This window comes from Pseudomonas sp. Leaf129 (assembly GCF_001423465.1).
GTDB lineage: Bacteria > Pseudomonadota > Gammaproteobacteria > Pseudomonadales > Pseudomonadaceae > Aquipseudomonas > Aquipseudomonas coleopterorum.
Genome location: NZ_LMOC01000001.1, coordinates 1,808,358 through 1,832,965 on the forward strand (window position 1 = coordinate 1,808,358; position 24,608 = coordinate 1,832,965).

At 63.2% G+C, this 24,608-nt stretch carries 22 protein-coding genes; 16 read left to right on the forward strand and 6 right to left on the reverse strand.

Translation table 11 applies throughout. The annotated features are described in order from the left end of the window. The first annotated feature begins 90 nt into the window (after positions 1 to 90). The 3 genes from ASF66_RS07970 to ASF66_RS07980 all read left to right on the forward strand — a co-directional run bounded on the left by ASF66_RS07970 (position 91) and on the right by ASF66_RS07980 (position 2,851). Positions 91 to 603 carry a DUF2062 domain-containing protein gene (locus tag ASF66_RS07970; RefSeq protein ID WP_056843370.1) on the forward strand — a complete coding sequence of 171 codons (513 nt, stop codon included), beginning with the start codon at positions 91 to 93 and terminating at the stop codon, positions 601 to 603. 177 nt (positions 604 to 780) lie between these two features. Next, on the forward strand, positions 781 to 2,079 hold the full coding sequence (locus tag ASF66_RS07975) for a serine/threonine protein kinase (protein WP_049861537.1): 1,299 nt from the start codon (positions 781 to 783) through the stop codon (positions 2,077 to 2,079). Then, the gene (locus ASF66_RS07980) at positions 2,072 to 2,851 is read left to right on the forward strand and encodes an MlaA family lipoprotein (RefSeq protein ID WP_056843371.1); all 780 of its coding nucleotides are present in this window, start codon (positions 2,072 to 2,074) and stop codon (positions 2,849 to 2,851) included. Before ASF66_RS07975 ends, ASF66_RS07980 begins: the two co-directional genes overlap by 8 nt. 76 nt (positions 2,852 to 2,927) lie before the next feature. Here the strand turns inward: ASF66_RS07980 and ASF66_RS07985 are convergent, their stop codons facing one another. Then, complete coding sequence (locus ASF66_RS07985; RefSeq protein WP_056843372.1) at positions 2,928 to 3,860, reverse strand: lipid A biosynthesis lauroyl acyltransferase; 933 nt, start codon at positions 3,858 to 3,860, stop codon at positions 2,928 to 2,930. 138 nt (positions 3,861 to 3,998) lie between these two features. Between ASF66_RS07985 and minC the strand changes: the two genes are divergently transcribed. From minC to ASF66_RS08015, 6 genes are all read left to right on the forward strand, one after another. Beyond that, a complete protein-coding gene (gene minC / locus ASF66_RS07990; RefSeq protein WP_049861540.1) occupies positions 3,999 to 4,724 on the forward strand; it encodes a septum site-determining protein MinC in 726 nt (241 codons plus the stop codon). A 153-nt stretch (positions 4,725 to 4,877) separates the two neighbouring features. Continuing rightward, positions 4,878 to 5,690 (forward strand): septum site-determining protein MinD, encoded by an 813-nt coding sequence (minD, locus tag ASF66_RS07995; protein ID WP_049861541.1) that lies wholly within the window; start codon positions 4,878 to 4,880, stop codon positions 5,688 to 5,690. Next, complete coding sequence (minE, locus tag ASF66_RS08000; protein WP_049861542.1) at positions 5,690 to 5,944, forward strand: cell division topological specificity factor MinE; 255 nt, start codon at positions 5,690 to 5,692, stop codon at positions 5,942 to 5,944. Before minD ends, minE begins: the two co-directional genes overlap by 1 nt. A gap of 89 nt (positions 5,945 to 6,033) precedes the next feature. After that, the gene (locus ASF66_RS08005; protein ID WP_049861543.1) at positions 6,034 to 6,669 is read left to right on the forward strand and encodes an RluA family pseudouridine synthase; all 636 of its coding nucleotides are present in this window, start codon (positions 6,034 to 6,036) and stop codon (positions 6,667 to 6,669) included. 194 nt (positions 6,670 to 6,863) lie between these two features. Further along, complete coding sequence (locus tag ASF66_RS08010; RefSeq protein WP_056843373.1) at positions 6,864 to 8,153, forward strand: M18 family aminopeptidase; 1,290 nt, start codon at positions 6,864 to 6,866, stop codon at positions 8,151 to 8,153. 112 nt (positions 8,154 to 8,265) lie between these two features. Continuing rightward, positions 8,266 to 10,404 carry a mechanosensitive ion channel domain-containing protein gene (locus tag ASF66_RS08015; protein ID WP_049861545.1) on the forward strand — a complete coding sequence of 713 codons (2,139 nt, stop codon included), beginning with the start codon at positions 8,266 to 8,268 and terminating at the stop codon, positions 10,402 to 10,404. Positions 10,405 to 10,521: 117 nt separating this feature from the next. Here ASF66_RS08015 and ttcA read toward each other — a convergent pair whose 3' ends face one another. Next, a complete protein-coding gene (ttcA, locus tag ASF66_RS08020; RefSeq protein ID WP_056843374.1) occupies positions 10,522 to 11,346 on the reverse strand; it encodes a tRNA 2-thiocytidine(32) synthetase TtcA in 825 nt (274 codons plus the stop codon). 164 nt (positions 11,347 to 11,510) lie between these two features. On the opposite strand from ttcA, the gene ASF66_RS08025 reads away from it, so the two are divergent. Genes ASF66_RS08025 through ASF66_RS08035 form a run of 3 tightly spaced genes read left to right on the forward strand, consistent with a single transcriptional unit; the run spans position 11,511 to position 14,610 of the window. After that, positions 11,511 to 12,005 (forward strand): SprT family zinc-dependent metalloprotease, encoded by a 495-nt coding sequence (locus ASF66_RS08025; protein ID WP_056843375.1) that lies wholly within the window; start codon positions 11,511 to 11,513, stop codon positions 12,003 to 12,005. A gap of 41 nt (positions 12,006 to 12,046) precedes the next feature. Next, the gene (locus ASF66_RS08030) at positions 12,047 to 12,754 is read left to right on the forward strand and encodes a 4'-phosphopantetheinyl transferase family protein (RefSeq protein ID WP_056843479.1); all 708 of its coding nucleotides are present in this window, start codon (positions 12,047 to 12,049) and stop codon (positions 12,752 to 12,754) included. 38 nt (positions 12,755 to 12,792) lie between these two features. Continuing rightward, the gene (locus ASF66_RS08035; RefSeq protein WP_056843376.1) at positions 12,793 to 14,610 is read left to right on the forward strand and encodes a DUF4350 domain-containing protein; all 1,818 of its coding nucleotides are present in this window, start codon (positions 12,793 to 12,795) and stop codon (positions 14,608 to 14,610) included. 15 nt (positions 14,611 to 14,625) lie between these two features. On the opposite strand, the gene ASF66_RS08040 is transcribed toward ASF66_RS08035, so the two are convergent. Both ASF66_RS08040 and ASF66_RS08045 read right to left on the reverse strand, forming a co-directional pair. Next, positions 14,626 to 14,988 (reverse strand): PilZ domain-containing protein, encoded by a 363-nt coding sequence (locus tag ASF66_RS08040; protein WP_049861562.1) that lies wholly within the window; start codon positions 14,986 to 14,988, stop codon positions 14,626 to 14,628. 120 nt (positions 14,989 to 15,108) lie between these two features. Beyond that, complete coding sequence (locus ASF66_RS08045; RefSeq protein WP_056843377.1) at positions 15,109 to 15,483, reverse strand: tetratricopeptide repeat protein; 375 nt, start codon at positions 15,481 to 15,483, stop codon at positions 15,109 to 15,111. 190 nt (positions 15,484 to 15,673) lie between these two features. Here ASF66_RS08045 and pyk point away from each other — a divergent pair, with 190 nt between their 5' ends. Then, a complete protein-coding gene (gene pyk, locus ASF66_RS08050; protein ID WP_056843378.1) occupies positions 15,674 to 17,128 on the forward strand; it encodes a pyruvate kinase in 1,455 nt (484 codons plus the stop codon). A 165-nt stretch (positions 17,129 to 17,293) separates the two neighbouring features. Here pyk and ASF66_RS08055 read toward each other — a convergent pair whose 3' ends face one another. Together ASF66_RS08055 and ASF66_RS08060 are read right to left on the reverse strand one after the other, a co-directional pair. Further along, on the reverse strand, positions 17,294 to 18,223 hold the full coding sequence (locus ASF66_RS08055) for an iron-sulfur-binding ferredoxin reductase (protein ID WP_056843379.1): 930 nt from the start codon (positions 18,221 to 18,223) through the stop codon (positions 17,294 to 17,296). Beyond that, the gene (locus ASF66_RS08060; protein WP_056843380.1) at positions 18,216 to 19,322 is read right to left on the reverse strand and encodes a GGDEF domain-containing protein; all 1,107 of its coding nucleotides are present in this window, start codon (positions 19,320 to 19,322) and stop codon (positions 18,216 to 18,218) included. Before ASF66_RS08060 ends, ASF66_RS08055 begins: the two co-directional genes overlap by 8 nt. Before the next feature lie 330 nt (positions 19,323 to 19,652). On the opposite strand from ASF66_RS08060, the gene ASF66_RS08065 reads away from it, so the two are divergent. The 3 genes from ASF66_RS08065 to ASF66_RS08075 all read left to right on the forward strand — a co-directional run. Continuing rightward, the gene (locus tag ASF66_RS08065; RefSeq protein WP_056843381.1) at positions 19,653 to 21,176 is read left to right on the forward strand and encodes a fumarate hydratase; all 1,524 of its coding nucleotides are present in this window, start codon (positions 19,653 to 19,655) and stop codon (positions 21,174 to 21,176) included. Positions 21,177 to 21,319: 143 nt separating this feature from the next. Continuing rightward, positions 21,320 to 24,229, forward strand: a complete 2,910-nt coding sequence (locus tag ASF66_RS08070) for an RHS repeat-associated core domain-containing protein (protein ID WP_056843382.1) — start codon at positions 21,320 to 21,322, stop codon at positions 24,227 to 24,229. Positions 24,230 to 24,393: 164 nt separating this feature from the next. Beyond that, the coding region (locus ASF66_RS08075) for a hypothetical protein (protein ID WP_056843383.1) at positions 24,394 to 24,608 on the forward strand (215 nt) is incomplete at its 3' end.

Here is a 24,608-nt window from a genome sequence, read left to right on the forward strand (position 1 = left end):
CCTTATCAAATGTCACAAAGTCTGAGCTCCGACGTCGGGGAACTTGTGCATACTGCCGGACACATCCAGACAGATATGTGCGAGACCGCTATGCCGCGTCGCCTGTTCAAGCGCTACATGCCGGACCCTGAGACGATTCGCGAACACAAGTCGCTGCGATTTCTGGGTCGCCTCCTGCATGACGCCAACCTCTGGCACCTGAACCGTCATTCGGTGGCCCGGGCCATGGCGGTCGGGTTGTTTGCCGCCTTCATGCCGATTCCCTTGCAGATGCTGCTGGCTGCGGCGCTGGCGATCGTGGTGCGTGGCAACATGCCGATCGCGGTCAGCCTGGTGTGGCTGACCAACCCGATCACCATACCGCCGGTGTTCTATTGCACGTACAAGGTGGGCTCGTGGCTGTTGGGCCAGCCGCCCCGGCAACTGCCCGATTCCTACAGCTGGGACTGGGTCATGAGCCAGATGTCCACGCTGTGGCAGCCGTTTCTGCTCGGCTCGGTGGTGACAGGCGTGGTCCTGGGCGCCCTGGCCTACCTGTTGACCATGCTGTACTGGCGCTGGTGGGTGAGCCGCCAGTGGCGCCGACGCAAGCAACGGCGCTAGCGGTTCCCTGGCTGGCAGGGAAATCGGCACCCGCGCATCGCGGGGCGATTTCGGTGTATCGTGCGGCCGGTCAGGACGAGTGGTCGCGTTAAAAGTTCAGCGGTTTGGCAACTTGCCACCAGTGCGCTTGTCCTAGCCTCGAACGTCAACACAGCATTCTCCTCTAGGGACTCCGTCATGCTCCGATCATTGCGCTTCGCTGCCCTGCTTGGCGGCCTCATCATGAGTGCGTCCGCGTTGGCGAAGGATATCGACCCCGCCACCTATGGCTATCCGCTCACCAACCCGTTCGAGGCCACCATCGCGTCGACGCCGCCGGAGTTGCGCCCCAAGCTGCCTCTGGACGAAGACATCGATCAGGCCGACTACAGCCTGAACCTGCGCCCGGAGCGCGAGTTCATCCTGCCGGACAATTTCTGGGCGGTGAAGAAACTGCGTTATCGCCTGGCCCAGCAGGACCACGCCGCGCCGCTGATCTTCCTCATCGCCGGCACCGGCGCGCCCTATAGCAGCTCGCTCAACGAATACCTGAAGAAACTGTATTACCAGGCCGGCTACCACGTTGTTCAGCTGTCCTCGCCGACCAGCTTCGACTTCATCAGCGCTGCCTCGCGCTTCGCCACACCGGGCGTGACCCGCGAAGATGCCGAAGACCTGTATCGAGTCATGCAGGCCGTGCGTGCACAGCATCCCAAGTTGCCGATCACCGAGTTCTATCTGACCGGCTACAGCCTTGGTGCGCTGGACGCGGCATTCGTCAGCCAACTGGATGAAACGCGCCGCAGTTTCAATTTCAAGAAAGTGCTGCTGCTCAACCCGCCGGTCAATCTGTACACGTCGATCACCAACCTCGACAAACTGGTGCAGACCCAGGTCAAGGGCATCAACAACAGCACCACGTTCTATGAACTGGTCCTGAACAAGCTGACGCGCTACTTCCAGCAGAAGGGCTACATCGACCTCAACGATGCCCTGCTCTACGATTTCCAGCAGTCCAAGCAGCACCTGTCCAATGAACAGATGGCCATGTTGATCGGCACCTCGTTCCGCTTCTCCGCCGCCGACATTGCCTTCACGTCCGACCTGATCAACCGCCGCGGGCTGATCACGCCGCCCAAGTATCCGATCAGTGAAGGCACCAGTCTCACGCCGTTCCTGCGCCGGGCGCTGCAGTGCGACTTCGACTGCTACCTGACCGAGCAGGTGATTCCGATGTGGCGCGCCCGGACCGATGGCGGCAGCCTGCTGCAGCTGGTGGATCAGGTGAGCCTGTATGGCATCAAGGACTACCTGCAGAACAGCCCCAAGATCAGCGTCATGCACAATGCCGACGACGTGATCCTGGGCCCTGGCGACCTGGGCTTCCTGCGCAAGACCTTTGGCGATCGCCTGACCGTTTACCCCTATGGCGGCCATTGCGGCAACCTCAATTACCGCGTCAACAGCGACGCTATGCTGGAGTTCTTCCGTGGCTAGAAAATTCCTGTTGATGGCAACGCTGCTCTGCGCAGGCCTTGCTCAGGCCGACGACAGCACCGTACAGAAGGTCGACAGCGACGGCTTCAAGCAACCGTTGCAGGTTCTCAAATTCAATCCGGGCCTGGATCAGCGCGAGTTCGAGCGCTCCACCCTGACGGCGTTGAACGTGTACGACCCGCTGGAAAACCTGAACCGACGCCTCTACCACTTCAACTACCGCTTCGACGAGTGGGTGTTCCTGCCGGTGGTGAATGGCTACACCTATATCACGCCGTCGTTCCTGCGCACCGGCGTGAGCAACTTCTTCAGCAACCTGGGCGAAGTGCCGAGCCTGGTCAACAGCCTGCTGCAGTTCAAGGGCAAGCGTGCCCTGGACACGTCCGGACGGTTGTTGGTGAACACCACGCTGGGTGTGGCAGGGCTGTGGGATCCAGCGACCTGGTTCGGCCTGCAGAAGCAGTCCGAGGATTTTGGCCAGACCCTGGGCTTCTACGGTGTACCCAACGGCGCCTACCTGGTGCTGCCGATTTTGGGTCCGTCCAACCTGCGTGACACCACTGGCCTGGTGTTCGACTTTGCCGTCGAGAACCAGATCAACTTCCTCAATGTGGCCGAGGTGAGCAGCAACCATCCGGAGCTGTGGGCACTGCGGGCCGTGGATCGGCGCTACAGCAACAGCTTTCGCTACGGCCAGATGAACTCGCCGTTCGAGTACGAGAAGGTGCGCTACGTGTATACCGAGGCGCGCAAGCTGCAGATCGCCGAGTAGGTGCATCTGCGACGGGTCTCTTCGCGGGCAGAACCTGCTCCCACAGGAACCGCGCGAAGAGGCCGTCAGGGCTGGCTCATCGACGCTTGTCGTAGAGTTTGGGGGCACCGGCCGGTCGTGACTTGAAGCGCCGGTGGGCCCACAGATACTGCTCAGGGCATTCGGTCACGGCCTGCTCCACCCACTGGTTGATGCGCAATGCATCAGCCGCTTCGCTTTCGCCGGGGAACCCTTCCAACGGCGGATGCAGAACCAACCGATAGCCACTGCCATCTTCCAGCCGTCGTTGCGTGAACGGGATGACCCGTGCCTTGCCCAGACGGGCGAAGTGGGTGGTCGCCGTCACCGTCGCTGCTTCGATGCCGAACAACGGTACGAAAATACTCTGCTTGGCGCCGTAGTCCTGATCGGGGGCATACCAGATCGCGCGGCCCTTGCGCAGCAGCTTGATCATGCCGCGCACGTCCTCGCGCTCCACCGCCAGCGAATCGAGATTGTGGCGCTCGCGGCCCTGGCGCTGCACGAAGTCGAACAACGCATTGCGATGCTCGCGGTACATGCCGTCGATGGTATGACGCTGGCCCAGCAGCGCCGCGCCAATCTCCAGGGTGGTGAAATGCAGGGCCATCAGAATCGCCCCCTCGCCGTCACGCTGGGCCGCCTGCAGGTGTTCAAGCCCTTCAATGTGCGCCAGCTTGGCCAAACGCTTCTGTGGCCACCACCAACTCATGGCCATTTCGAAAAACGCGATGCCGGTCGAGGCGAAGTTTTCCTTGAGCAGGCGCTTTCTTTCGACGGGCGGCATCTGCGGGAAGCACAGCTCCAGGTTGCGCGCCGCTACGCGGCGACGTTCGCTGGCCACGCGGTACATGCCCAGACCCAGCCAGCGCCCCAGGCGCAGCAACGCGCCGTAGGGCAGTTGCACGACCAGCCACAACCCGCCCAGCCCCAGCCACAGGGGCCAGAAGCGCGGATGAAGAAAATATCGGCGAAAGCGCGGGCGTTCCATTGACGATTCCGTACAGGCAACAAGGCCGCGCATTCTACATGGGTTGACCTTCCATCGCTGCGTCGCGGCTTGCAGGGGAAGGTGGTTCTCGCTATAAGTCTCGGCACTTTTTTAGTTACAAGGCGCGTTTTGCCGACCATGAGCCAGACCGATCAGCTAGACCAGGAACCTGTGTTCCAACTCAAGGGCAGCATGCTCGCCATCACCGTGCTTGAGTTGGCGCAGAACAACCTTGCCGCCCTGGACCGCCAATTGGCAGCCAAGGTGGCCCAGGCACCGAACTTCTTCAGCAACACGCCGCTGGTGCTGGCGCTGGACAAGCTGCCCGCCAACCAGGGCAGCATCGACCTGCCCGGCCTGATGCGCATCTGCCGTCATCATGGCCTGCGGACCCTGGCAGTGCGCGCCAGCCGTATCGAAGACATCGCCGCAGCGATCGCCATCGACCTGCCCGTGCTGCCGCCGTCGGGCGCGCGCGAGCGGCCTCTGGAAGTTGAAGAAAAGAAGCCGGAAAAGCCGCCCGAGCCTTTGATCCAGCCCACTCGCGTGATCACCACGCCGATCCGCGGTGGCCAGCAGATCTATGCCCAAGGCTGCGATCTGGTGGTGATCAGCTCGGTCAGTTCGGGTGCGGAACTTCTCGCCGATGGCAACATCCATGTCTACGGCCCGATGCGCGGACGCGCCCTGGCCGGCATCAAGGGCGACCGCAAGGCGCGCATCTTCTGTCAGCAACTGGGCGCCGAGCTGCTGTCCATCGCCGGGCAATACAAGGTCTCCGAGGACCTGCGACGCGACCCGTTGTGGGGTTCGCCCGTTCAGGTCAGCTTATCCGGGGATGTGTTGAACATCACCCGTCTTTAACGGATACTGCCGCCATTTTCAGCGCAACTTTCAAATAGCGCGGTTGTCGCGCGGTACCGCTTCCAGTACCGCCGGCTCATGCAGTCCGCCGATGTTTTGAAGTCATGTTTTTTCGGGGATTAACCGTCCCTTTTTCAGTAGAGGTGATACACCTTGGCCAAGATTCTCGTGGTTACATCCGGCAAGGGTGGTGTGGGCAAGACCACCACCAGCGCCGCCATCGGCACCGGCCTCGCATTGCGCGGCCACAAAACCGTCATCATCGACTTCGACGTCGGCCTGCGTAACCTTGACTTGATCATGGGCTGCGAACGCCGCGTGGTGTACGACTTCGTCAACGTGGTGAACGGCGAAGCGACCTTGCAACAGGCCCTGATCAAGGACAAGCGCGTCGAGAACCTCTTCATCCTGGCTGCCAGCCAGACGCGCGACAAGGACGCCCTGACCAAGGAAGGCGTCGAGAAGATCATCAACGAGCTGTCAAAGACCCACGACTACATTCTGTGCGACTCCCCGGCGGGCATCGAGAAAGGTGCTCACCTGGCCATGTACTTCGCCGACGAGGCGATCGTGGTGACCAACCCGGAAGTCTCTTCGGTGCGAGATTCGGACCGCATGCTGGGCTTGTTGGCGAGCAAGTCGCGCCGCGCCGAACAGGGCGAGGATCCGATCAAGGAACACCTGCTGATCACCCGCTACAGCCCCGAGCGCGTCAGCAAGGGCGAAATGCTGGGCGTCGAGGACGTCGAGGAAATCCTCTCGGTCCGTCTGCTGGGCGTGATCCCGGAATCCGAGGCCGTGCTCAAGGCGTCCAACTCGGGTACGCCGGTGATCTTCGACGACCAGAGCGACGCCGGCCAGGCGTACAGCGATGCCGTCGACCGTTTGTTGGGCAAGGAAAAGCCGCACCGTTTCCTTGATTTCAAGAAAAAGGGCTGGATCGAGCGCCTGTTTGGAGGTCGCTAATGAATATTTTCGACTTCTTTCGCGATCGCAAGAAAGGCAGCACCGCGTCGGTTGCGAAAGAGCGTCTACAGATCATCGTGGCGCATGAACGCGGCCAACGCACGACCCCTGATTACTTGCCCGCCCTGCAGAAAGAGCTGGTGGAAGTGATTCGCAAGTATGTGAACATCGAGAGCGACCAGGTACAGGTTGCACTCGAGAATCAGGGTAGCTGCTCGATTCTGGAATTGAACATTACCTTGCCTGACCGCTGAGCCTCGCGCTCGGCTCCACGGCGGCCCGGCGGCCCTTTGTTGAAAAGGGTCGACGCGCCGCCGTTGGCGTTTCTGAGAGATAGACTTTCATGCCGTTGTCGAACATTCGCATCATTCACCAGGACGCCGCCGTGCTGGTCATCGACAAGCCGACCCTGTTGCTGTCGGTGCCTGGACGCGCCGAAGACAACAAGGACTGCCTGATCACCCGCCTGCAGGAGAACGGGTTTCCCGAGGCCCGCATCGTGCATCGCCTGGACTGGGAAACCAGCGGGATCATTCTGCTGGCGCGGGATGCCGACAGCCATCGCGAGCTGTCCCGTCAGTTTCACGATCGCGAAACTGAAAAGGCCTACACCGCACTGGCCTGGGGGCAACCGGCGCTGGACAGCGGCAGTGTCGACCTGCCGCTGCGCTACGACCCGCCGACCAAGCCCCGGCATGTTGTGGACCACGAGCAGGGCAAGCATGCGCTGACCTTCTGGAAGGTGCTGGAACGCTGCGGGGAGTGGTGCCGCGTCGAGCTGACGCCGATCACCGGGCGTTCGCACCAATTGCGCGTGCACATGTTGTCGATCGGTCATCCGTTGCTGGGTGACCGGCTGTATGCCCATCCGCAGGCGCTGGAGGCCCATGAGCGGCTGTGCCTGCACGCGAGCATGCTGGCATTCACCCATCCGGTGACAGGTGAGCGGATGAAATTCGAGTGTGCTGCGCCGTTTTGAATTGTGGTGGGGTCTTCGCGGGTACGCCGGATACACTGCGGCGGGGCTTTCGCGGGCAGAGGGCTCGCCGCCCGCCCCGATCCCACAAGTACCGCGGTGGGGTCATCGTGGGCAGGGGGTTCGCCACCAAGGATTGAGCAGCCCTATCCGTGGGCAATCGGGTAAACTGGCTGCATTGCTGTCTGGAGTTTTCTATGCGCGAAGCTTTGAACCAGGGCCTGATCGATTTCCTCAAGGCCTCCCCTACCCCCTTCCACGCCACTGCCACCTTGGCGCGACGCCTCGAAGCAGCCGGTTTTCAGCGGCTGGACGAGCGCGAGAGCTGGAACACGGTGCCCGGCGGGCGCTACTACGTGACCCGCAACGATTCCTCGATCATCGCCGTCAAGCTGGGCAAGCACTCACCGCTGCTCAACGGGCTGCGCATGGTCGGCGCCCACACCGACAGCCCCTGCCTGCGCGTGAAGCCGCAACCCGAGTTGCAGCGCCAAGGCTTTTTCCAACTGGGTGTCGAGGTGTATGGCGGTGCCCTGCTAGCACCCTGGTTCGACCGCGACCTGTCGCTGGCCGGCCGGGTGACGTTTCGCCGCGACGGCAAGGTCGAAAGCCAGCTGATCGATTTCCGCCTACCGATCGCCGTGATACCCAACCTGGCCATCCACCTCAACCGCGAGGCCAATCAGGGCTGGGCGATCAATGCCCAGACCGAACTGCCGCCCGTGCTGGCCCAGGTGGCTGGGGATGAGCGCGTGGATTTCCGCGCACTGCTGACCGAACAGCTGGCTCGCGAACACGGGCTGAACGCCGATGTGGTGCTCGACTACGAGCTCAGTTTCTACGACACGCAAAGTGCTGCGGTCATCGGCCTGAACGGCGACTTCATCGCCGGCGCGCGGCTCGACAACCTGTTGTCCTGCTATGCGGGCCTGCAGGCCCTGCTCGATACGCAAGGCGACGAAAGCTGCGTGCTGGTGTGTACCGACCATGAAGAGATCGGTTCCAGCTCCGCCTGTGGCGCTGACGGTCCGATGCTGGAACAGGTGCTGCAACGCCTGATCCCTGAAGGCGACGAGTACGTGCGCAGCATCCAGCGTTCGCTGCTGGTGTCGGCGGACAACGCCCACGGCGTGCACCCCAACTATGCCGAGAAGCACGATGCCAATCACGGACCCAAGCTCAATGCCGGGCCGGTGATCAAGGTCAACAGCAACCAGCGCTACGCGACCAATAGCGAGACGGCCGGTTTCTTCCGGCACCTGTGCATGGCGGTGGAAGTGCCGGTGCAGAGTTTCGTGGTGCGCAGTGACATGGGTTGCGGCTCGACCATCGGTCCGATCACCGCCAGTCACCTGGGGGTGAGGACCGTCGACATTGGCCTGCCGACCTTCGCCATGCATTCGATTCGCGAGCTGGCTGGCAGCCATGACCTGGCGCATCTGGTCAAAGTGCTGGGTGCCTTCTACGCCAGCAACGAGCTGCCCTAGTCACGCCCCTGCCGCGACGTGGCCCGACCTGAACACCCGTACGCGGGCAGAGGTCGTTCTCTGTCCGCGCAGGGCGCACCACCCAAACACCGATCTACAGGTGACTCCACTGATGGTCCTTTTCCTGCGCCTGGCGCTTGCCGTCCTGCTTTTGCTGCCCATTACCGCTCAGGCAGTCGGCCTGCCCGGCCTGTTGGGGGGCAGCTCGGAGAAGCCGGCCGAACAGCCCGCCCAGCCGTTGGGCCAGTCACTGGATCAGGTGATCCAGACCCTGGAAAACGACCAGCAACGCACCAAGCTGTTGAGCGACCTGAAAAAGCTCAGGGACAGTACCCGGCAGGCCCAGCCGGCCGCCGAGCAAGGCGTGCTGGGCATGATCGGCAGCGCCCTGGCCCACGTCGACCAGCAGTTTTCCGGGGACAACAGCCCGTTCCGGCGCTGGGGTGAGGAAGTCGCCCTGGCCCACGATGAATTGCTGGCGCTGGCCCTGCCCATGGCGGAATGGCCGCCGATCATCGGCGCTTTTTTGTTGATCATGCTGGTGTGGAGCCTGCTCGCCTACAGTCTGATCTGGATCGGCCATCGCGTGCGCCTGCGCTTCGGCCTGTCGGAAGAACTGCCGCAGCATCCACGCACCCTCGACCTGCTGCGCTTTGCTTTGCGCAAGCTGGGGCCGTGGCTGGTGGCGCTGGTCATTACCGTTTACGTGGGCTACGCGCTGCCTTCGTCGCTGGGCAAGAGCCTGGCCATGGTCATGGCCTATGCACTGGTGGTGGGCACGCTGTTCTCCGCGATCTGCGTGATCGCGTTTTCCCTGCTGGACGGTCCGCATCGGCACCGTGCCTTGAATATCCTGCGGCACCGGGCCTTTCGGCCGCTGTGGCTGATCGGCAGTTTCGCCGCCTTCGGCGAGGCGCTCAGTGACCCGCGCATGGTCGCCGCGCTCGGTCAGCACCTGGCCCACAGTGCGGCAACCCTGGCCAACGTTCTGGCCGCCCTGTCGACCGGCCTGTTCATTCTGCGCTTCCGTCGGCCCATCGCCCACCTGATCCGCAACCAGCCCTTGTCGCGCCGGCTGACGCGTCGGGCGTTGAGCGACACCATCGAGATTCTCGGCAGCTTCTGGTACCTGCCGGCCCTGGTGCTGGTGGGCATCTCGCTGTTCGCCACGTTCTTCTCGGCCGGCGACACCAGTACGGCGCTGCGTCAGTCGCTGATGTGCGCGGTGCTGCTGATCCTGTGCATGGTCATCAATGGCCTCATCCGTCGCCATGCCCTGCGCCCGCCCAAGGGTCCAAGGCGCCATGCCTTGTATTCGGAGCGCCTGAGTCACTTTGCCTACACCCTGATGCACCTGCTGATCTGGGTGGTGTTCATCGACCTGGGCCTGCGTGTGTGGGGCATGTCGCTGATCGGTTTCACCGAAGGCGATGGCCACGAGATCTCGGTGCGCCTGGCCAGCCTGGTGGGCACTCTGATTTTCGCTTGGCTGGTGTGGATTCTGGCCGACACCGGCATCCATCACGCCCTCACCCGTTCGCGCAAGGGCATGGCCAACGCGCGCGCGCAGACCATGATGCCGCTGATTCGCAACGTGCTGTTCGTGACCATTTTCATCATTGCCGCGATCATCGCCCTGGCCAACATGGGCATGAACGTGACGCCGCTGCTGGCGGGTGCGGGGGTGATCGGTCTGGCCATCGGTTTCGGTGCACAGTCGTTGGTGGCAGACCTGATCACCGGGTTGTTCATCATCATCGAGGACTCGCTGGCCATCGATGACTACGTGGATGTGGGCGGCCATTTGGGCACTGTCGAAGGCCTGACCATCCGCACGGTTCGCCTGCGCGACATCGACGGTATCGTGCACACCATCCCCTTCAGCGAAATCAAGAGCATCAAGAACTACTCGCGGGAATTCGGCTACGCCATCTTTCGCGTAGCGGTGCCCTACAGCATGGGGATCGACGACGCCATCAAGATGATGCGCGAAGTGGGCCAGAAGATGCGCAGCGATCCGTTGCATCGGCGCGATATTTGGTCCCCGCTGGAGTTTCAGGGGGTAGAAAGCTTCGAGTCGGGCACGGCGATCCTGCGCGCGCGGTTCAAGACCGGGCCGATCAAGCAGTGGGAGGTGTCACGGGCCTTCAATCTGGCGCTCAAGCGCCAGCTGGATGAAGCCGGACTGGACCTGGCGACACCGCGCCTGAGCGTGCAGGTGGTCACGGCGGGGGCGGTTGGCGAGAAATAGCGCGGTAGCCTTCGCGGGCAGAGCCCGCTCCCACAAAAAGCAATCCAGCCCGCAGCGATCAGTGTGGGAGCCGGGCGGGCGGCTGAGGCCTCTGCCCGCGAAAGGGGCGCTGCGGTGTTACAGGTTCACCACATTGGCGATCCGCACCGGGGCGTTCTCGTCGATGCGCAGGTTGTGGAAATCGAACAGGCCGCGGTCGGCCAGCTGCGACGGCATCACGTTCTGCAGGCTGCGGAAGATGCTGTCGGTGCGGCCGGGCGTTTTGCGTTCCCAGTCCAGCAGCATGTCCTTGACCACCTGGCGCTGCAGGTTCTCCTGGGAGCCGCACAGGTTGCAGGGGATGATCGGAAAGCCTTTGAAGTCCGAGTACGCCTGGATGTCTTTCTCGTGGCAGTAGGCCAACGGCCGAATGACCACATTGCGCCCGTCGTCGGCGCGCAGCTTGGGCGGCATGGCCTTGAGCGAGCCGTTGAAGAACATGTTGAGGAAGAATGTCTCGACGATATCGTCGCGATGGTGACCCAGTGCCATCTTGGTCGCGCCGATCTGGTCGGCGAAGGTGTACAGCGTGCCGCGGCGCAGGCGCGAGCACAGCGAGCAGGTGGTCTTGCCTTCCGGGATCAGCTCCTTGACCACCGAATAGGTGTCTTTCTCGACGATGTGGTATTCGACGCCCAGCTGTTCCAGATAGGCCGGCAGCACATGCTCGGGGAAGCCCGGCTGTTTCTGGTCCATGTTCACCGCCACGATGCTGAACTGGATGGGTGCGACCTTTTGCAAGTGCAGCAGCACATCGAGCAGGGTGTAGCTGTCCTTGCCACCCGAGAGGCAGACCATGACCTTGTCGCCGTTCTCGATCATGTTGTAGTCGGCGACGGCTTCACCGGCCAGGCGACGAAGGCGTTTCTGCAGTTTGTTCTGGTTGACTGAAAGAGTGCCCATGGCGACAGGATCCCGCGAGGTGGGTGACAAAGGCCGGGCATTTTACGCACTTTGACGCGTGCCGTGTACCGTCTGCGAAGCGTGAGGGCCGCACGGCACCGACGGATGGCTCGGCACTGCACGGAGGTTGCGGCATAATCGCTGCACCTGGAGTGTGTCGAAGAATGCCCGAGCAACTCAATCAACGCGTCGAAGCCTGCTTTCGCCAGGCCGAGCTGTTTTTCAAGCGCCCTTTCCGGCGCCCGGTGGTCAGCACCCAGCTGCGCGGGCAGAAGGCCGGTGTGGCGCACTTGCACGAAAACCTGCTGCGCTTCAATCCGCAGCTCTACCGCGAGAATGCCGAAGACTTCCTCAAGCAGACCGTGCCCCACGAGGTCGCGCACCTGGTGGCGCACCAGCTGTTCGGCGATCGCATCGCGCCTCACGGCGAGGAATGGCAACTGATCATGCGCGGTGTCTACGAACTGACCCCGCACCGTTGCCACAGCTACGCCGTGAAACGTCGCCAGGTCATTCGCTATCTGTACAAATGCCCCTGCCCCGAGAGCGAGTTCGCCTTTTCGGCGCAACGCCATGGCCTGGTCGGCAGAGGTCGCCGCTACCTGTGCCGGCGCTGTCGCCAGCCCCTGGTGTTCAGCGGTGAAACGCGCGTGCAATGATCGCCATTCCCTTGCACGACCAGGCTGGGCAGAATGCGCACATGAATACAGCCCTCCCCGCTTGCCTGAGCGACCTGCGACAACACTGGCCCCTGCCCGAGGCCGTGCCCGGCGCGCGTTTGTTCAGCAGCCGTTTCGACCACCGCGCGCTGACCGCCGAAGACTTCGCGCAGTGCGGCATTGCCCCGCCTGCGTCGATTCAGCGTTCGGTGGCCAAGCGTCAGGCCGAATACCTGGCAGGACGGGTATGCGCACGTGACGCGCTGCAGGCGTTGACCGGCGAGGCGCAGGTGCCGGCCATCGGCGCCGACCGCGCCCCGGTCTGGCCTGAGCAAATCGTCGGGTCGATCACCCACGGCAGTGGTCGGGCAGCGGCCGTGGTCGCCCATCGGGACCACTGCCTGGGGCTGGGTCTGGATATCGAAAGCCTGCTGCCAGCGGCGCGCGCCGAACGGCTTTGCGCGGAAATCCTCACCCCGGCGGAAATGACGCGGATGGATCCGGCGCAGGTGGATACGCTGGTCACCCTGACCTTCTCGCTCAAGGAAAGCCTGTTCAAGGCGTTGTACCCGTTGGTCGGGCAGCGCTTCTATTTCGAGCATGCCGAAGTGCTGTACTGGTCGGCCGAAGGGCATGCGCGGCTGCGCCTGTTGACCGACCTGTCACCAGAGTTTGGCGACGGATTCGAAATCGACGGGCAGTTTGCCTGGTTCGACGGACACCTGTTGAGCCTGGTAGCGGTCCGTTGAGGCCAGCCCAGGGGCAGCGTATCCGGCGTTCTGCGGCCTTGCTCGTCACGCTGGCCTTGTGGGTCAGCCTGACCGGCGCAAGCGGTCCCGACAGCCCGCGCCTGCTGGACCAGACGCTGGACAGCCAGAGCGCCCGGCAATCCATCGCGCGCATCGTCGCTTCGCCTCCGTCAGGGAATACGCCCTATCAAAGCGCCCGCGACTTTCTGCGGGCTCAGGGGCTGGCCAACCACACGACAACCACTTGGGCCGCCCTCGACACCCTGCCTGCAGCGGGAAACAGCCTGATGTTGCTGGACCGGCAAACGCCGCTGTCCATCCAGCAGGTCGACCGACTGTTGGGCTGGGTACAGCGCGGCGGACGCCTGCTGACGGTGGCCGACGCCCTGTGGGACGAAGCCAGCGCCACCAGCGGCGATGCGCTGCTCGATCGCCTGCAGATCCGCGTTCAGTTGAGCGCGCAGCTGCCGCAGCTTCCCCCTGCTGCAGACGATGAGTACCCGAGCCTGACCAAGCTCTATCTGGAAGACGAGGAAGCGCCGGCGTATTTCAGCTTCGATACGCAACGCCATCTGGATGACCCGACCGGCAAGGTTCAGGCATGGGCCAACAGCAATGGCGCCACCCATCTGATGCAGATGGCCTACGGCGACGGTCTCATCACCCTGGTCAGCGATGCGCAACTGTGGAAGCGCGAGCAGATCCAGCGCTACGACAATGCCTGGCTGCTGTGGTACCTGAATCAGGGCAGTGACGTGACCTGGCTGTTCGAACCGGCGGCCGATCAGCCTGGACGATACGTGCCGTGGGCGCTGGTCGTGCTGTTGCTGGCCGCCGGGTCGGGGCTCTGGTGGATGAGGACGCGGCGGCGTCCCTACCAGGGCTTGAACGGGCTGGACCGACATCAGCTGCGCCGGCTACGTGGATACGGACGTCAGTGTCTGCGCGAGCAGGGTCCACAGGCGTTGCTCGGCCATCTGCGTCAAGACGTGCTGCAGCGCGCGTGTCTGCATCATCCCGGCTTCGACAAGCTCGCCGTTGCCGACCAGTGGCAGGTGCTGGCGCAACTGTCGCAGCATTCGACCCGCAGCGTTGGCGCCGCGTTGATGCCAGCCGGCCACCGACGTCTGTCGAGTCGAGCATTCACCCGCGCGGTGGCGCAACTGCAAAGCCTGCGGGACAGCCTGGGACCGATGTCGGTCGGCGCGCGGATCAACCGTCCTTTGAGTATGGCCGCAAGAGAGGCCGACCCAGTGGTGATGATGCTGCTGGACGGCGGCGCCTGGGCCGGCCACCGCGAAACCGACCTGAGGCATGCCGTGCACGCGTGTCTGCAAGTAAGCGAAGCAGCGCTGACGGACGGGTATGCCGTGGGCCTGCAGGTGTCATCCTGCGTGACGCCGGTGAGCCTGGCAGCGCAATCCGGAGCCGAGCAGCTGCAGCGAATGGCCGAAGCGCTTGCGCATCTGCAACCCTCCTCGACGGCGGGGGACTCGACCGCGCCCCTGGATGCCTTGCTTGTCGAAGACCAGGCCATTGTGCTGGTGGTCATGGTCACCGGCTTCCAGGAGATTGACGAGCCGGACCGGGTCTCTGCGTTGGCCAAGGTCGCGGTGCGCCATCCGGTGCTGCTGGCCAGCTTGCGCGACGAAGCCCTCGAGCGCCTGCGTCAGCAGCCGGTCAAGACTCGGCGCGATGCCCTGCTCTATTGCGGGGTGATGCAGCGGCTGCTCTGGCGTCAGGGGCTGCACGATCGGCTGGTCGCGGCAGGTGTTACTGTCGTCGATGCATGGCCGGGAGAGATCGCCACCGAAGCGCTGCTGCGCTATCGAAGCCTGCGCCAGCCGCGCGCCTGAGTTTCAGGTTCTACGTCAGGCCGACGTGCCATGAGGATGGAACGTGAAATAGTGGCGCAACGCGTCTACCAGCTTGAGAAACTCCGTCGGCGCCGGGCCCTGCAGTTCGAAGCCCGAATCGTAGTGACCAGGGGTCGCGTCTTCTTTGCACCACAGGCAATGCGCCGACAGGTCGATCAGCTTGGGCTCGCCCTCGACCGAGGGGATTTTCACCTGCAGTTCGAACACCGGACCGACCAACAGCGGCAGTTCGCTGATCAGCATCAGGCCGACGTCCGAAATGTTGCCCATGTAGCCCATGGCGCGGCCGGTGTAGCGGTTGTAGACCTTCAGGTAGTACGGCAACTGGTGCCGTTCGATCCGACGCTCGGTGTACATGATGGGTCTGCTGTAGATATCCGGCATAAGTGTCGCGTTCATCCTCTGTCGTTTCACAGGTCCACCCGTGCAGGTGTCCCAGGCGTTTTCCAGATCGTTTCAGGGTACAGGAAATTCACCTCAGAATGCCGCCGGACGTGGCTGTGCAGGCACACCGGGACGCACGTGGCCAAGCTGATCCAGAGTTTGCAGACGCGCCTGGGCGCGGTAGGCGTACTCGCTGGAGGGATAGCGATTGATGATGTACTGGTAGGTCTGTGCCGCATCGACGTAGAGCTTCTGGCGCTCCAGGCATTGGCCTCGCAGCATCGAGACTTCCGGTTGCACGTACGGCCGCGAACGGCTCTTGCGGTCGACCTGGGACAGCTCCAGTACGACCTTTTCGCAGTTGCCGTCGTCATAGGCGCGGTAGGCGCTGTTCAGGTGCTGGTCCATCGACCAGCGGGTACAGCCTGACACCGCGATGGCCAGGGCAATCAATACAAGCGCGCGCATGGGACTCTCCTGCCGCAGGGGGTATGAGGCTTTATCGACCCGTTGCCGGGAATCTTCAATACCCGGGCGTCCGATGCCGGCACGCGCCAACTGTCTCTGTCCAAATCCTCTCTATCGAGTGCAGAGGAACGATGACGCCAGCGCAATTGAGGAGTAGCCTTTGCCAGCGCTTCAATAAAGGAGTCAGTGCATGACCGTTCGCCGTACCAAAATCGTTGCCACCCTGGGCCCCGCCTCCAACTCGCCGGAAGTGATCGAACAACTGATCAAGGCCGGCCTGGATGTCGCTCGCCTGAACTTTTCCCACGGTACACCGGATGAGCACAAGGCTCGCGCCCGTCTGATCCGCGAGATCGCTGCACGGCTGGGGCGTCACGTCGCCCTGCTGGGCGATCTGCAAGGTCCGAAGATCCGCATCGCCAAGTTCGCCAACAAACGCATCGAACTGAAGGTCGGCGACCGCTTCACCTTCTCCACCAGCCATCCGCTAACCGAGGGCAACCAGGACGTCGTGGGTATCGACTACCCTGACCTGGTCAAGGACTGCGGTGTCGGCGACGAGCTGTTGCTCGATGACGGCCGTGTGGTCATGCGCGTGGAAACCGCCACCGCCGACTCGCTGCATTGCTCGGTGCTGATAGGCGGCCCGCTGTCCGACCACAAGGGCATCAACCGTCGCGGTGGCGGCCTGACCGCCCCGGCCCTGACCGAGAAAGACAAGGCCGACATCAAGCTGGCCGCGGAAATGGACCTGGACTACCTGGCCGTGTCCTTCCCGCGCGATGCGTCGGACATGGAATACGCGCGCCAGCTGCGTGACGAGTCGGGCGGTACCGCCTGGCTGGTGGCCAAGATCGAACGCGCCGAAGCGGTTGCGGACGACGAGACCCTCGACGGCCTGATCCGCGCCAGCGACGCCGTCATGGTGGCGCGTGGCGACCTGGGTGTTGAAATCGGCGACGCCGAGCTGATCGGTATCCAGAAAAAGATCATCCAGCACGCACGCCGCAACAACAAGGCGGTGATCGTGGCGACCCAGATGATGGAGTCGATGATCCAGAACCCGATGCCGACCCGCGCCGAAGTGTCCGACGTGGCCAACGCCGTGCTCGACTACACCGACGCCGTGATGCTCTCGGCCGAAAGTGCTGCCGGTTCCTATCCGATCGAAGCCGTGCAAGCCATGGCACGCATCATCGTCGGCGCGGAAAAGCACCCGACCAGCAAGAAGTCCAGCCATCGTCTGTACACCCAGTTCGAGCGTTGCGACGAAAGCATCGCGCTGGCCGCCATGTACACGGCGAACCATTTCCCGGGCGTGAAGGCGATCATCGCCCTGACCGAAACCGGGTACACCTCGCTGATCATGTCGCGCCTGCGCTCGTCGGTCCCGATCTTCGCCTTCTCGCCGCAGCGCGCCACCCAGGCCCGCGCCGCCATGTTCCGCGGGGTCTACCCGGTCGACTTCGATCCGGCCGTGTTGCCGCCGAGCGAAGTGAGCAAGGCCGCCATCGACAAGCTGCTGGAAATGGGCATCGTGCAACAGGGCGACTGGGTCATCCTGACCAAGGGCGACAGCTATGCACAGACTGGTGGCACGAACGGGATGAAGATCCTGCACGTGGGTGATCCACTGGTCGATTGATGATTGCTCGCTGAAAGACCAAAGGCCCCGGGGTTGAAACCTCGGGGCCTTTTGCATTTCTGTAGGAGCGGTCTGTGGCCGCGAAGGATGCGCTGCGGTGTGTCAGGTATAGCCTGGAACTCTTTTCGCGGCCGATGACCGCTCCTGAAGGGGGCGGTCATCGCCTCAGCCGCGTCCGACGAACACGTCGCTGTACAGCTGGCTTCTGGGCAGTCCGGCCAGGAACAGCCGTCGGGAGAACTCCTCCACACTGATCGGCGAGCCGCACACCAGCGCGATGGTCTGACGCGAGGAAAGCCGCAAGGGCGGTGGCTCGCCGGCCGGGAACTGCTCGACCATCAGGTTGGGATGCGCCTGGGCAAGCGCCCGCAAGGGTTCATCCAGATAGTGCTCATCGGCCATGTGCAGCACGCGGATCGGTCCCTGATGCCCTTGCCGCAACGCCTCGCGCAGCACACCCCACAAGGGAGCCAGACCGGTACCGGCAGCGAACAGCCACAGTGGCCGGGACTGCCATTCGGGATCGTAATGCAAGGCGCCGCCGCGGACTTCGCCTACCTGCACAACATCGCCCACCTTGAACTGACGGGCCTGATCGATGAAAGCGCCGGGGCGTCGACAGCTCAGATGAAACTCCAGAAACTCGTCGGCCTGGGCGAGGCTGGCGATGGAATAAGGCCGCGCGACCCGCACTCCTGCGGCCGTGGCGGTCCAGAGCACCACGTGCTGCCCGGCGTGATAGCGCAGTTCACGTTCCGCCTGCAGCCGCAGGCGCAGCACGTTGGCCGACAGCCAGTCATGGCCGATCACTCGCGCAGCCGTACCGTCACCTTGAGGATCGAACACCGCCACCTGCAAGTCCTCGACGATTTGACACTGGCAGGCCAGGCGCCAGCCCTGCTCGCGCTTGCCGACACTCAGGGCGTCAGGTTTGCGGTCGTGGGGCTCGCCAGCCAGGCAGCGCACCAGACACGCATGGCAACTGCCTGCGCGACAACTGAAAGGCACGTGCAGGCCGGCCTCGTTGAGGGCATCGAGCAGGTTGCTGCCGGTCGCGACCGTCCAGCGCTGCTGGCCTGTTTCCAGTTCAGGCATCGGCCATGTCCCAAGCTGCCGCGCAGCGGTTGCGACCCTCGCGCTTGGCCCGATACAGCGCCTGGTCGGCACGTTGCAGCGCGTCATCCAGATCGTCGCCCGGCACCAGCAAGGTCATGCCCACCGACAGACTCAGATTGGCCGCGTCCAGGCCTTGCGGGTCGGCGTTGGCAAACGCGCGACGCAACCGCTCGCAGCTGCGCACCAGGTGATCGGCATCGACTTGCGGCATCAACAGCACGAATTCTTCCCCGCCATAGCGGGCCAGTACATCGGTATCGCGCAGGCAGTCCTGGGTCACGGCAGCGAAGAGTTGCAGCACCTGATCACCGGCGGCGTGGCCATGGATGTCGTTGATGCGCTTGAAGTGGTCGAGGTCGATCAGTGCCAGGCCGTGCTCGACACCCGGCTTGAGCGTGGCCAGTTCGCGCGACGCCAGGCGCAGGAAATGCCGCCGATTGAACAGGCCCGTGAGTTCGTCGGTGGCCACCAGGTCTTCGAGCTGGCGCATCATGCCGCGCAGGGTGTCCTGGTGCGCCTGCAGGGCGTAGCGACGCTGGCGCATGCGCTGGCGCGAGCTCTGCACGTAGCTGGCGTACATGCATAACCACAGCAGCACCACCAGCATGGCGCAGATCTGCAGCGTGGCCAGCCCCGGATCGGGCAGTGCCATGCGATAGGCTTCCCACAGAATGACCCCGACGAAGGCGACGAACACCACCAACGCACAGCGCACGAACGCCAGGCGCGGCAGGTGGAACACGCCGAACAGCAGGATCAACACGTACACCACCATGAAGGTGCCGCGAGCCACTTCCAGATTGGCGATCAGCCAGGTATGCCAGGCCACGGCCAGCAGCACTTGGAACTCGGTAAGGCTGGGGTCGCGAAAGCGCTGGTTGGTGCCGCTGCGGAAGACCCAGTACAGCACGCCCTGGCTGGCGACGACCAGGCAAGTGCTACCCACCGCTGTCACGAGCGACACGCTGCAATACTGAGTCAGGATGGCTACCCACACGAGCACCAGCACCAATGCATAGGTGCAGGCAGCCAGCGAGAAACGCTTGATCAGTAGATGTTGAAGGGCGGACTCGGTCACTCGCAGACTCGCTGTGCTGAACGGGAATCCATCCCCTGATTGCACCGTAACAGTGCAAAGGTGTGATGCCATAATAATGGCCAAGGGGTCAAATAACTATTCAATTTTGGAGGGCTCGACGAAGTCTACCGGGTATCGGACCAACGGTGCATCCGCCTCGACCCCACGCAACTCCATCGATCCAGCGTGTCAGCGCGGTTCAGCCGCGCTATACTGCCGCGCCTTTTTCGCGCCAACCTGCTACACGTTGACGCACCTCGAAAGCCGTGCGCCAGGCTAGACCTGACCCGCTTTCTTAACGAATGTTCCCCACCAAGAGGAGCGCGCCCCATGACCGTGATCAAACAAGACGACCTGATTCAGAGCGTCGCCGACGCCCTGCAATTCATTTCCTATTACCACCCCGTGGACTTCATCCAGGCCATGCACCAGGCCTACCTGCGTGAAGAGTCCCCGGCGGCGCGCGACTCCATCGCCCAGATCCTGATCAACTCGCGCATGTGCGCCACCGGCCACCGGCCGATCTGCCAGGATACCGGCATCGTCACCGTGTTCGTGCGCGTGGGCATGGACGTGCGCTGGGACGGCGCCACCATGGGCCTGGACGACATGATCAACGAGGGCGTGCGTCGCGCCTACAACCTGCCGGAAAACGTCCTGCGCGCCTCGATCCTCGCGGACCCGGCCGGCGCTCGCAAGAACACCAAGGACAACACCCCGGCGGTGATCCACTACTCCATCGTTCCCGGCAACACCGTGGAAGTGGACGTAGCAGCCAAGGGTGGCGGCTCCGAGAACAAGTCGAAGATGGCCATGCTCAACCCTTCCGATTCGATCGTCGACTGGGTCCTGAAGACCGTACCGACCATGGGCGCGGGCTGGTGCCCGCCCGGCATGCTCGGCATCGGTATCGGCGGCACGGCCGAGAAGGCTGCGGTAATGGCCAAGGAAGTGTTGATGGAGTCCATCGACATCCACGAACTCAAGGCCCGCGGCCCGCAGAACCGTCTCGAAGAGATCCGTCTGGAGCTGTTCGACAAGGTCAACCAGCTGGGCATCGGCGCGCAGGGCCTCGGCGGCCTGACCACCGTGCTCGACGTGAAGATCATGGACTACCCGACCCACGCCGCCTCGCTGCCGGTGTGCATGATCCCCAACTGCGCCGCGACCCGTCACGCCCACTTCGTGCTCGACGGTTCCGGCCCGGCCGAACTGGAAGCGCCGGACCTGGACGCCTACCCGGAAATCGTCTGGGAAGCCGGCCCGTCGGCTCGCCGCGTCAACCTCGACACGCTGACGCCTGAAGAAGTGCAAAGCTGGCAGCCGGGCGAGACCATCCTGCTCAACGGCAAGATGCTCACCGGTCGCGACGCGGCGCACAAGCGCATGGTCGAGATGCTGAACAAGGGTGAAACCCTGCCGGTGGACCTCAAGGGCCGTTTCATCTACTACGTCGGCCCGGTCGATCCGGTCCGCGAAGAAGTGGTCGGCCCGGCTGGCCCGACCACGGCCACGCGGATGGACAAATTTACCCGGCAGATCCTCGACCAGACCGGCCTGCTGGGCATGATCGGCAAATCCGAGCGTGGCCCGACCGCCATCGAAGCGATCAAGGATCACAAGGCCGTGTACCTGATGGCCGTGGGCGGCGCCGCCTACCTGGTGGCCCAGGCCATCAAGAAATCGCGCGTGGTGGCCTTCGAAGAGCTGGGCATGGAAGCCATCTACGAGTTCGACGTCAAGGACATGCCCGTGACCGTGGCCGTCGACAGCAAAGGCGAGTCGGTACACATCACCGGCCCGGCCATCTGGCAAGGCAAGATCGCCGAAAGCCTGGCGGTTGAAGTGCAGTAAACACTGCGTGCGACCTGTGAAAGCCCGGCCATCGTGCCGGGCTTTTTCGTTTCAGCCAGCTTGTCTAGCTGGCACATTTGACAGTATCGCCAACGGCGGCTTGGGCATAGAAAAGGTGGTTTTGCAATAGGAGCAATTCCATCATGACGGGCTCGAACCGTTCACAGTCGTACAGCACCTTCAAGAACACTCCGATGCTCAGCGTCCTCAATGGCCGCGGGCTGGCCGTGGCCGAAGTGCTGTACCACCGCCATCCCGAGCAATTGGAAATCGTTGAAGCGCGCATCACCCGGCACGCCTTCAGCGTTTCTGGCCAACATATAGCCTCCGTCGATCCGCGCCTTCACGCTCACGTTCGGCGGGATGGCAGTTACACCCCCAATATTCGCTACCAACGTTCCCTGGCAGGCAAGGTGTTGAGCAGCGACAGTGTCGATGCCGGGCGCAACTACCAGCTGGACGATGCGTTGAGCAGACCGGCCCTGAGCCTCTCCGCCACCGGCGTCAAACGCACCTGGGCCTACCTGGCCAACCAGCCCGCGGACCGGGTCAGCACCGTCACCGAACACACCGAGGCCGGCGCGGGCCAGGTGATCGAGCGCTTCATCTGGGCCACCCCCAGCGCCTCTCAGCAAGCGCTCAACCTGAGCGGTCGCTGTGTCAGGCATTACGACACGGGCGGCCTGCACCAGCGGTCGGCCCTGAGCGTCAACGGTGCAGTCCTGTGTGAAAGCCGTCGACTGTTGCGCGGCGACAGCCAAGCGAACTGGCAAGGCACCGATGAACAGGCCTGGAATGCCCTGCTGGACACCGACGCGCTCACCCACCAGTACCAGCTCGACGCCACCGACACCCTGATCACACAGATCGACCCGCAGCTACACCGCCAGCGCATTGCCTACGACCGACTTGGCTTGCAAAAGGCCAGTTGGCTACGCCTCAACGGCCAGGGCGAACGACCGGTGGTGATTGCCCAGCACTACAGTGAAAGCGGCCAACTGCTGCGCAAGGAACAGGGTAATGGCGTGTTCAGCACCTTCACCTACGGCCCTTGCGATTTGCGTCTGGCCGGCGTGTGCGTCGAGCGTCCGGCTGGCCATCGACTCGGGGCGCAACGCCTGCAGGATTTGCGCTACAGCTACGATCCAGCCGGCAACGTGACGGCAGTGGAAGACACGGCGCAGGCCACCCGCTTCTGGCGTAACCAGCAGGTGCCCGCGCAGAGCCGCTTTGTCTATGACAGCCTCTATCAGTTGGTGAGTGCCAGCGGCCGCGAGTGTGCCAGCCATTCACGCCAGGGCGCGCCGAGCACGCCCATGCTGCTCGACGATGGCGCAGTGACGCTGTACACCCGGACCTATCAATATGACCGTGCCGGCAACCTCGTTCGTCTGCGCCACAGCGCACCGGCCAGCGGCAACAACTACACTCGCCATATCACCGTTGCGACTTCCAGCAACCGCGCCGTGCCGGGCGAACTGAGCGAAGACCCCAATCAGGTCGATTGCCTGTTCGACGCCGCCGGCCACCAACTGCATCTACGCCCCGGCCAACCTCTGAGCTGGACACCGCGCGGGCAGTTGCAGAGTGTCACCGCGCTGCGCCGTGAAGGCCAAATGCCCGACGACGAACGCTACCAATACACCGCAGACGGGCAACGCATCAGTAAACGGGCCAGCGCTCAGGGCGGCACTCAGCAGCAGACCCGGCGTACGGTTTACCTGCGCGATCTCGAACTGCACACCCAGCATGTGGGTGAAACCCTCACCCAACAGTGGCAGACGATCAGCGTCGGCGCGCCCGGCAGTGGCCAGCTTCGGGCGCTGCTGTGGACGCAGGGTAAGCCGGATGGCGTCGACAACGGCGCCCTGCGTTACAGTTACGACGACTTGCTTGGCAGCGGCGGGCTTGAAGTCGATGGCGAGGGTGCTCTGATCAGTCGCGAAGAGTACTACCCTTTCGGCGGCACTGCCGTGTGGGCGGCACGCAACGAACTGGAGGCCTGCTACAAGACCGTTCGCTATTCGGGCAAGGAGTGCGACGCCAGTGGCCTGTATTACTACGGCCACCGCTATTACCAGCCGTGGGCCTGTCGCTGGCTGAGCGCCGACCCGGCCGGCACCATCGATGGCTTGAACCTGTTCAGGATGGTGCGCAACAACCCGATGACCCTGCGCGATGCCGACGGCCTGGAGCCTAGCGGTGCCCAGCAGCCCAACGGGTTGTACGCGCCGAAACTGCGTACGGGCAAGAGCCGCGATCGCCAAGGGGCTTCAGTGCCCGCGCCGCCACCTGATGGTCAGGTGACCCTGACCTTGAATGCACAACCGGTACCGTTGCGCGAAGTTCTGAGCGACGGCAGCCAAGCCTCCGAGCCCCTACTGACGGATCTGATCAACGCGCAAAAAGTATCCATACCCACCGCAGCCAATGGGGTACTGAACAAGGTTCAAGGTGGCGGGCGACTGTTGTTCGGTGCGCTCAAGGTGAGCGAACAAGGCAGAAGCTACAACGCCTTGACCATCATCGACCCCAGCGTCAACCAGCCCATGGCGGCCGGTGATTACGCCTATTGGGCCCCTCAGGGTGGCTACGTGGACATTCCCATTCATCCAAGCAACGGTGAGCCGGAATTGTTGTTCACCCCCGGTTTCAGCGGGTGTACCTTGGCCGTCGACCAGATGGACGGGCAGACGTTGCGGGTACGGCATGTCCAAGGCAGCAAGGAAGACGCCGAGTACAACAACCTGAGCAACGCCGAGCATGGTCGCGGGATGGTCAATGCCATGGAGTACACCGACTACGGTTACCACCAGGGCAGCGCCGGCACCACCGTGGAGAATATCCAAGGCTCGGCCTTCATGCGTTATGACCGTTCAGCTCGGCAGTGGGGCATTCACCACCAAAGCCTGCTGAACGCCCCAAGCATCATCAAGCTTGAAAACAAAACCACAGGGTTATTCAAGAAGCAGGTCAACCGCCAGGTCACGACCCGGTTTTCCAAGGCCTCGCGCGTGGTCAATCACCAGAAGATCAGCCTGAAGGCTGCGTAAGGATTACTCGGCAAGTGGCCCTGAGCGAGCCGCTTGCCGCGTGTGCCCACACCCTGTCCTACACCCACTTGGAAGCCTTGCCTACCTATCACTTCTACGGATACCACCAAGTATTCGCGCACCGTAAAACATCAGGCTGTCATTTCCCTGAACGAGTGCGAACCATGAACAAGCCTGAACTGCCCGAACCCCTCTTCGATAACGACGAAGAGATGGCCCCCGAAGTCGAACTGCCGACCCAGCCCGAACCCGTCTACAACCCACTGTTCGAAAACCTCGTGCCCCAGCAGCCCGAAACCCGCCTCGCCGGGCGCCTCAGCTTCGCCGACGCCATGCCGCAGATGGGCATGAGCTCGGTGTTCGACATCATCCGCCAGCC

Bases quoted from the DNA above. Each gene is read 5' to 3' on its own strand.
- ASF66_RS07970 (WP_056843370.1), top strand. From the start codon at position 91: ATGCCGCGTCGCCTGTTCAAGCGCTACATGCCGGACCCTGAGACGATT.
- ASF66_RS07975 (WP_049861537.1), top strand. From the start codon at position 781: ATGCTCCGATCATTGCGCTTCGCTGCCCTGCTTGGCGGCCTCATCATG.
- ASF66_RS07985 (WP_056843372.1), bottom strand. From the start codon at position 3,860: ATGGAACGCCCGCGCTTTCGCCGATATTTTCTTCATCCGCGCTTCTGG.
- minC (WP_049861540.1), top strand. From the start codon at position 3,999: ATGAGCCAGACCGATCAGCTAGACCAGGAACCTGTGTTCCAACTCAAG.
- minE (WP_049861542.1), top strand. From the start codon at position 5,690: ATGAATATTTTCGACTTCTTTCGCGATCGCAAGAAAGGCAGCACCGCG.
- ASF66_RS08005 (WP_049861543.1), top strand. From the start codon at position 6,034: ATGCCGTTGTCGAACATTCGCATCATTCACCAGGACGCCGCCGTGCTG.
- ASF66_RS08010 (WP_056843373.1), top strand. From the start codon at position 6,864: ATGCGCGAAGCTTTGAACCAGGGCCTGATCGATTTCCTCAAGGCCTCC.
- ASF66_RS08015 (WP_049861545.1), top strand. From the start codon at position 8,266: ATGGTCCTTTTCCTGCGCCTGGCGCTTGCCGTCCTGCTTTTGCTGCCC.
- ttcA (WP_056843374.1), bottom strand. From the start codon at position 11,346: ATGGGCACTCTTTCAGTCAACCAGAACAAACTGCAGAAACGCCTTCGT.
- ASF66_RS08025 (WP_056843375.1), top strand. From the start codon at position 11,511: ATGCCCGAGCAACTCAATCAACGCGTCGAAGCCTGCTTTCGCCAGGCC.
- ASF66_RS08030 (WP_056843479.1), top strand. From the start codon at position 12,047: ATGAATACAGCCCTCCCCGCTTGCCTGAGCGACCTGCGACAACACTGG.
- ASF66_RS08040 (WP_049861562.1), bottom strand. From the start codon at position 14,988: ATGTACACCGAGCGTCGGATCGAACGGCACCAGTTGCCGTACTACCTG.
- ASF66_RS08045 (WP_056843377.1), bottom strand. From the start codon at position 15,483: ATGCGCGCGCTTGTATTGATTGCCCTGGCCATCGCGGTGTCAGGCTGT.
- pyk (WP_056843378.1), top strand. From the start codon at position 15,674: ATGACCGTTCGCCGTACCAAAATCGTTGCCACCCTGGGCCCCGCCTCC.
- ASF66_RS08055 (WP_056843379.1), bottom strand. From the start codon at position 18,223: ATGCCTGAACTGGAAACAGGCCAGCAGCGCTGGACGGTCGCGACCGGC.
- ASF66_RS08065 (WP_056843381.1), top strand. From the start codon at position 19,653: ATGACCGTGATCAAACAAGACGACCTGATTCAGAGCGTCGCCGACGCC.
- ASF66_RS08070 (WP_056843382.1), top strand. From the start codon at position 21,320: ATGACGGGCTCGAACCGTTCACAGTCGTACAGCACCTTCAAGAACACT.